Here is a 5,987-nt window from a genome sequence, read left to right as displayed (position 1 = left end):
GCTTGATATCTCGCAACGCCGAAGCCCACAGCGTCAGCGTATCTTCAACTGACGCGCCACCAATCATCAGATCCCGAATCATGGTCGCCCATGGATTCAGAACCTTCAGGAAGATGCAACTGTAATGCTAGTTCTGAATGGTCCAAAGTTCGGCCTGGCTGCAATACCCAACGGGACTCTAACGTAACCGGATGAGTTCCCACGTCCGCGGTGATCAGCGAGCGCGGGCGTAGCGGATCGGCATCCAGTATTGCCGCAAGGCCTCGACCGCCGCCGGAATATCGGCGTGGGCGTTACGCAGAAAGTTCTTGGTCTCGCGGCCGCTTCGTGGTGGTCCAAGCAGCGGACGGCCCTGATCGTCGCGACAGTGCAGCAGGATGGGCAGAAGTAGGCCGTGATTGACGTTGCTGGCGTCCAGCAACGGCGCCCACGCCGATAGCTTGAGCCGCATCGCGGCATAGAAGCCTTGGCACCATGGTCGCGGATCGACGTCTCCACTGGGTTTGCGCCGGTACATCGGCGCGAACCTGTCGGGTGCGGTCGAGAGGGTGTTGCTGATGTCGTTGTGGCACAGCGCGACGGCCGATAAGGCTGCAAACTCCGGGGTGCCGCCGTGGTTGAAGGCATCGGCATCAATGGCAAGCAGCGGGCAGATTCAGTCGAGTGGGCTCATCGACACCGGTCCGGCCACGATTGCGGCGACGTAGCCGTCGAGCATGGGGAGATTGGTGGCGGCAGGATGCTGATCGACTCGAGCCTGCAGCCATCGCTCGAGTTCCGCAAGTGGCATCGCGGCGGCGGCCATCGATGACGATGCTTTATGGCGACGTGGGCTCACGCAGCGGCCTGTGCGGTGCGCTGGCGCGCCGCCTTCCAGTGCCAGGCGAGCAGCTCGTGCAGTTGATGGCTCTTGGTTCGCCCGGAGACGATGCGCTCCAGCACGTCGGTCAGATAGGCCTGCGGATCGAGCTCATGGAGCTTTGCGGTGTTCACGATCGACGCCAGGATGGCCCAGCTCTCGGCGCCGCCTTCGCTGCCGCTGAACAAGGAGTTGCGTCTTCCCATGGCAATCGGGCGCATGGAACGCTCGACTGTGTTGGAGTCGACCTCGACGCGGCCGTCGCGGAGAAACAGCGTCAGTCCGTCCCAGTGATTGAGCGCATAGTTGATCGCCTCTGTCAGCTTCGATTGGGAGAACAGCTGGCCGACGATCTCGGTCAGTCGCGCATTGAGCGCCGCCATCAACGGCGCGCTCCTGGTGCGGCGGGCGGCCAGCCGCTGCTCCGCACTACTGCCGCGGATCACTGCCTCGGTCGCATAGACCGCCTGCAGCCGTTCAATCACCTCGCGCGCGAATGGCGACTGCGTGGTCTTGTACACCTCGACGAATTTGCATCGGGCATGGGCGAGACAAAAGGCGAGCTGGATCGCGCCGCCATGACCGCGGGCCAGCGCCTTGCAGACGGCATAACCGTCCACCTGCAGAATGCCGGAAAAGCCCGTCAACTGTCCGGCGATCTCCTCGGTGCCACGGCCGTCGGCGAATACGTAGGCAACCGCCGGCGGCGAGGGGCCACCCCATGGCTGGTCATCCATAGCATGCGCCCAGAACTGGCAGATGCGGGAGCGATGTCGTCCGGGATCGAGCACCGGCATCGGCGTCTCGTCGCAGAACACGCGCGGCGCGGCCTGAATCATCCGCAGCTGCAGCTCATAAAGGCTCCTGAGCCACCACGCGGCGCGTTTGACCCAACCGGCGAGTGTCGCGCGGTCAAGATGGATGCCCTGGCCGGCGAGGACCTGAACCTGCCGGTAAAGCGGCAAATACCAGGCGAACTTCGAGACCACCACGTGGATCACGAGGGCCGTCGACGCCATGCCGCCTTCAATCAGGCGCGGCAGCACTTTCGCCTGGACCACGCCATCAGTGCAGCCGCGGCAGCCGTATGTGGGACGGATCGTGCGCAGCACGCGCAGGATCGCCGGGATCACGTCCAACACCTCGCTGACGTCCTCGCCGATCTTGTGAAGCTGGCCCTGGCAGCACGGGCAGGCCGTCACCTCCGGCTCCAGGACCTGCTCACAGCGCGGCAGAGGCTTGGGCAACGCGCCGATGTTGCGGCGCGCCTTCTTGCGCGGCTTATCGGCCGGCTTCGCCGCAGGCACATCGTCGTTGGCAGCTGCAAGCGGCGTGACACTTGTCTCAAGATCGTCAAGCTCAAGCGCAAGTTGCTCGGCCACGAGCGTGGCAAGCCGTTCCGAGCGCTTCCCGAAGATCATCTCCTTGAGCGTCTGCATCGCAACACGCAGCTTCTCGTTCTCGGCGTCAAGCGCCAGCACCATCTCGGTTAGAGCGGCTGGATCAGTCGGGAGAACGTCCGGGCGAATCGCCATGAACGGACCATACATCCGCGCGCCACAGGCTCCAGCGAAATCCTCTCCTCTCAGCCGAAAACGGCCGGCTGCTTCACAGGCTTGGGTGAGACGCGCGTCCGCATCGCGAGCTGCGTCGCACTGAGATGCACCACGCCGTCGCGGATCGGCGGCCAGGTGAAGTGCCCCTGGTGCAACCACTTCGTCACCAGCACCATGCCGCTGCCGTCCCACGCCAGAAGCTTCACTCTGTCCATGCGTTTTCTGCGGAACACGAAGACGTCGCCACAATACGGGTTCGCACGCAGCGCTTCGCTCACCAGTGCGGACAGCGTATGCACCGACTTGCGAAATCGACCGGCTGTGTCGCCAGCACCACTTTGAGGTCAGAGCGTAGCGCAATCACCGGATGCCCCGAAGCGCCGCCAGCACGGTCGACAGCGTCGCCAGCTCCACGCCGGGCTCGACCCGGATGCGCGCCCCGTTCACCTCGATCTCGACAACCCCGCAAACCTTGGCCGGCAGCGCGGCGATCTCCAAAGGCTTCGTCTGTAGCCGCGAAATACGCTCGGGCTCGCCGGCTGTCCCGCTACCGCTCTCGGCACCAATTTGGATTGGCACGAAGTTCGACGCCTTGCCAACCACCGCCGCCGCAACTTGGCGTCGCCACACCGTAAGCAGCCCCCGCGAAACGCCATTGCGCCGCGCAACCTCGGAGATGTTCGCACCCTCCCCTCACGTACAAAAAGAGGTGCCGTTCGCCCCGCTTCCAAACGAACTAGGCGAGTCGAAGCTCACATCCATCGTCGACGCACGCAGTGCGTTCGATGGTGACGATGTGGAATTGTTCGGCCCCGAGAGGCACGTCCACCGTTTACAACTTTCGGAGCTTCGCGCTCGTCGGCGGTTGATCGAGGCCGCTTTGCAGTCCAGAGCCACAGCGGCGACTCGTGAGCATATCGCGCGCGAGTGTCTGAAGCGCTTGCAGCGAGCCTCGAAGCTTGAGCGGCCGATCCTGGCTGCTTGGGCAGATGCTAGCTTGAGATCATTAGGCTTCACCGATGCGCGCGATCAGATCGCTAAGGCCGCAGGTGTGAGCGTCGAGCAGGCCCGTGTGTTGATCGCCCGAGGTCGAGCAGAGCTGCAAGCCGCTCAGCGTGAGGTCGGTCAGTGGCTCAGCACAAAGCAGCGTCGCGGCCGAACCAAACCGGACCTCCGAGAAATTGAGGTGGGATCGCTGTTCGACGGCGCAACCTCCGCTCACGCTATCGCCGCACTGAAGTCAGATGCCCAGCATGCACTACTGCACGCAATTGAGAATCGATTCATTGACGCGGGTATCAACGATGCCAATGCCGAAGCGAAGTCCAGGCGTATTCGACCGCTTGCGCGCGGCGTTTTGAGGGCACTCGACGAGTTGGGCCGTAATGATGAGGCGAACCGCGATCTGCTCGGCAGACTCGACCCCAATCAGGCTCAGCGTCTTGTTGCTCTACTGGTTTCGGCCAGAGCTGATGAACTGGATGGGCGCGTCGGCCAGTCGAAGGCCGAGCTAACAAAGCTGATCAATTAGATCGTTTTACCGACCAAAACGAAAACCGCAAAGCGTGCGGCCACGGCGCACGCTACCCATAGCCACAAACGCGCTGCCACCAAGGCCGCAGCGTAAACCCCAAGAGGACTAGCAATCATGACGCACACGCGATCCGGCACAGCCACCGCCCACTTCAAGGGGGTTGACCATATCGGACGAACGCTGATCGCGCCCGCGATTCAGGGTAGCGACGGGAAGCTATTTATTGACCAGCACGGGAAGGTAGTGCTGGCGATTCTCGAATCAGGAAGGCCCCCTCTGAGGTCGAATTAATATTCGAGGAATCAGAAAAAAGTAAGAAGGCGAACGCACATATCGCGAGTCGCGAGGCGCTGAAGCGCTATATCGAGAGACTGTTTAACGTGGAGCAGATCTTTGCCGATCAGAAGGCAGAGTATCAGGACACGAAGAACGACCTGAAGGTTGAGATAGAGGCCGCCGGTTACGGCTTTTCGTATGAAGATGTCAAGGCGGCGGTGGACCAGAGAATGCGGGATGTCGAACAGCTCGACAATGAGGTTTCTGCCCAGCTAACGATTACCGGAAGGGCTTACAGCAATGACTAAACCGCTCGACGCGGAAGTGCGCGACTGGAAACGCGAGTGGGCGCGAGTAGACGGGCGCGTAGCGACAATAGGAGCATCGCGATTGAGCTTGTGAACGCAGGCATTGCGATCCTTTTTGTCGACGGGGAGAGCAAGGTCCCGTTGACGCTCGCGCACGGTCAGTTCGACACACAAATTCCCGCGGAAGAGCGGGAAGCGAAGCGTCGCGCGTTCTTTGACAAACACGGATTTGAGCCGTTCGCTATCGGTGCGACAACTAACCGGGCGCCGGTACGGCGCTTGATGAGCGAGAAGCCTGATGTCCTCCCGGCCATCGCTTGCGGGCCGAGCGGCCTTGTAGTGGTAGACAACGACCTGAAAGAGCGCAATGGCGAGCATCGCGATGGAGTGAGGCTGTTCGACTTATTCGTCGAACGAAACGGTGAGTTGCCCAAGAAAACCGTCGCCGTGCGGACCCAACGCGGCGGGCGGCATCTCTATTTCTCTAATCCCGACAGGCTAGGGTGCAGCGCCGGTAAGCTGAAGCGGGACTGCGAGACCGACGTTAAGGGAGTTGGCGGGTACGTTGTGGCGCCGGGCGTGACGCGTATTCACGACGGGAAGACATACGGCAAGCGTTCTGACACGGCTGCACTGACCAAGGCGTATAAGGCGCGCACGTTGCCCGCCATCCCTCAATTCGTGCGGGATGCGATAAGCGGTGAGTCGTTGGGCGCTGTCTCTGATGAGGACGCGGTCGATGACCACGAGGCGTATTTCGCAAACGGCGGCACGGAGAAGCAATGGGACGCTTGGCAAGAGAGGCTCGCAGCGGAGAAGGCGGAGCCCTTCGGCGGCCGACCAATTCTGGTAGGTGCCAGCCGGAACTTAGAGCGTAAAGTGGCCCGCCATTTTTCTCAGCCGGAGAGCAGCACAATGGACGCATTACCCCGCATCCAAGTCCTCCGGGATCTTATCGAAGAACAGATTGAAGTCGTCGCGGCGGCTATCTGCGACGGCAAATGCCCGTTGGAGGCCGAGCTGCGTTTAGAGTGGCTTACTCGCGAGCTGGTGATCGAAGAGAGCGGGGAACGCGTCTTCACGCACCAGAGCATAGCTCAACGGCTTTGGGACCAATATAGATGGGCCTCCCGCACGCGCCGTCGCCCCTACACTCTCAAACAACACTAAGAACCTTCTAGGCCGAACAAATCGGTTGGTCGGGCGGGCGAGTCTATTTGGTCGAAGAGACGTGGGAGCCGGGAGTGCCTGAAATCGTGACGCCAATCAGCCGTAAGCGTGCAATAGATTGGCTGAGCGCCAATCCGGCCCGTCGTCGTGATGCGGCTATAGCGCGACAATCTGGGTGGGAAGCGCACGACAATCAGGATGGCGAGTCGGTGTCGCGGCGAGGTGATGATTGCCGCGTTAATTGTCGCGCGCAAGAGTTTTTTGAACTCTGATTGTCGCGGAGC

General features: G+C 61.6%; 9 protein-coding genes. 3 read left to right on the top strand and 6 right to left on the bottom strand.

The features are described 5' to 3' along the window. Positions 1-214: 214 nt before the first annotated feature. The 5 genes from I6F36_RS38180 to I6F36_RS38160 all read right to left on the bottom strand — a co-directional run bounded on the left by I6F36_RS38180 (position 215) and on the right by I6F36_RS38160 (position 2,994). Positions 215-559, bottom strand: coding sequence for a UPF0149 family protein (locus I6F36_RS38180; protein WP_346656714.1), 345 nt, complete (start codon positions 557-559; stop codon positions 215-217). 96 nt (positions 560-655) lie between these two features. Next, a complete protein-coding gene (locus I6F36_RS38175; protein ID WP_225143882.1) occupies positions 656-805 on the bottom strand; it encodes a hypothetical protein in 150 nt (49 codons plus the stop codon). 29 nt (positions 806-834) lie between these two features. After that, positions 835-2,394 carry an IS66 family transposase gene (locus tag I6F36_RS38170; protein WP_225143880.1) on the bottom strand — a complete coding sequence of 520 codons (1,560 nt, stop codon included), beginning with the start codon at positions 2,392-2,394 and terminating at the stop codon, positions 835-837. Between the two features lie 50 nt (positions 2,395-2,444). Further along, positions 2,445-2,714: an IS66 family insertion sequence element accessory protein TnpB gene (gene tnpB, locus I6F36_RS38165; RefSeq protein WP_225143878.1), complete on the bottom strand. Its 270-nt coding sequence runs from the start codon at positions 2,712-2,714 to the stop codon at positions 2,445-2,447. Between the two features lie 61 nt (positions 2,715-2,775). Then, positions 2,776-2,994, bottom strand: coding sequence for a hypothetical protein (locus I6F36_RS38160; RefSeq protein WP_225143876.1), 219 nt, complete (start codon positions 2,992-2,994; stop codon positions 2,776-2,778). Between the two features lie 76 nt (positions 2,995-3,070). Here I6F36_RS38160 and I6F36_RS38150 point away from each other — a divergent pair, with 76 nt between their 5' ends. The 3 genes from I6F36_RS38150 to I6F36_RS38140 all read left to right on the top strand — a co-directional run bounded on the left by I6F36_RS38150 (position 3,071) and on the right by I6F36_RS38140 (position 5,703). Further along, a complete protein-coding gene (locus I6F36_RS38150) occupies positions 3,071-3,946 on the top strand; it encodes a hypothetical protein (RefSeq protein ID WP_225143875.1) in 876 nt (291 codons plus the stop codon). Positions 3,947-4,329: 383 nt separating this feature from the next. Continuing rightward, the gene (locus I6F36_RS38145) at positions 4,330-4,533 is read left to right on the top strand and encodes a hypothetical protein (protein WP_225143873.1); all 204 of its coding nucleotides are present in this window, start codon (positions 4,330-4,332) and stop codon (positions 4,531-4,533) included. A 90-nt stretch (positions 4,534-4,623) separates the two neighbouring features. Next, positions 4,624-5,703, top strand: coding sequence for a bifunctional DNA primase/polymerase (locus I6F36_RS38140; RefSeq protein ID WP_346656713.1), 1,080 nt, complete (start codon positions 4,624-4,626; stop codon positions 5,701-5,703). Here I6F36_RS38140 and I6F36_RS38135 read toward each other — a convergent pair. Beyond that, a partial coding sequence (locus I6F36_RS38135) for a hypothetical protein (protein ID WP_225173229.1) occupies positions 5,700-5,987 on the bottom strand: 288 nt, incomplete at its 5' end. The two genes, I6F36_RS38140 and I6F36_RS38135, sit on opposite strands and share 4 nt — an antisense overlap.

The sequence above is a fragment of the Bradyrhizobium sp. BRP19 genome (assembly GCF_020194195.1).
Classification (GTDB): domain Bacteria; phylum Pseudomonadota; class Alphaproteobacteria; order Rhizobiales; family Xanthobacteraceae; genus Bradyrhizobium; species Bradyrhizobium yuanmingense.
The sequence above is the reverse complement of the archived record's forward strand: the minus strand, read 5'-3'. Positions and strand labels throughout refer to the sequence as shown.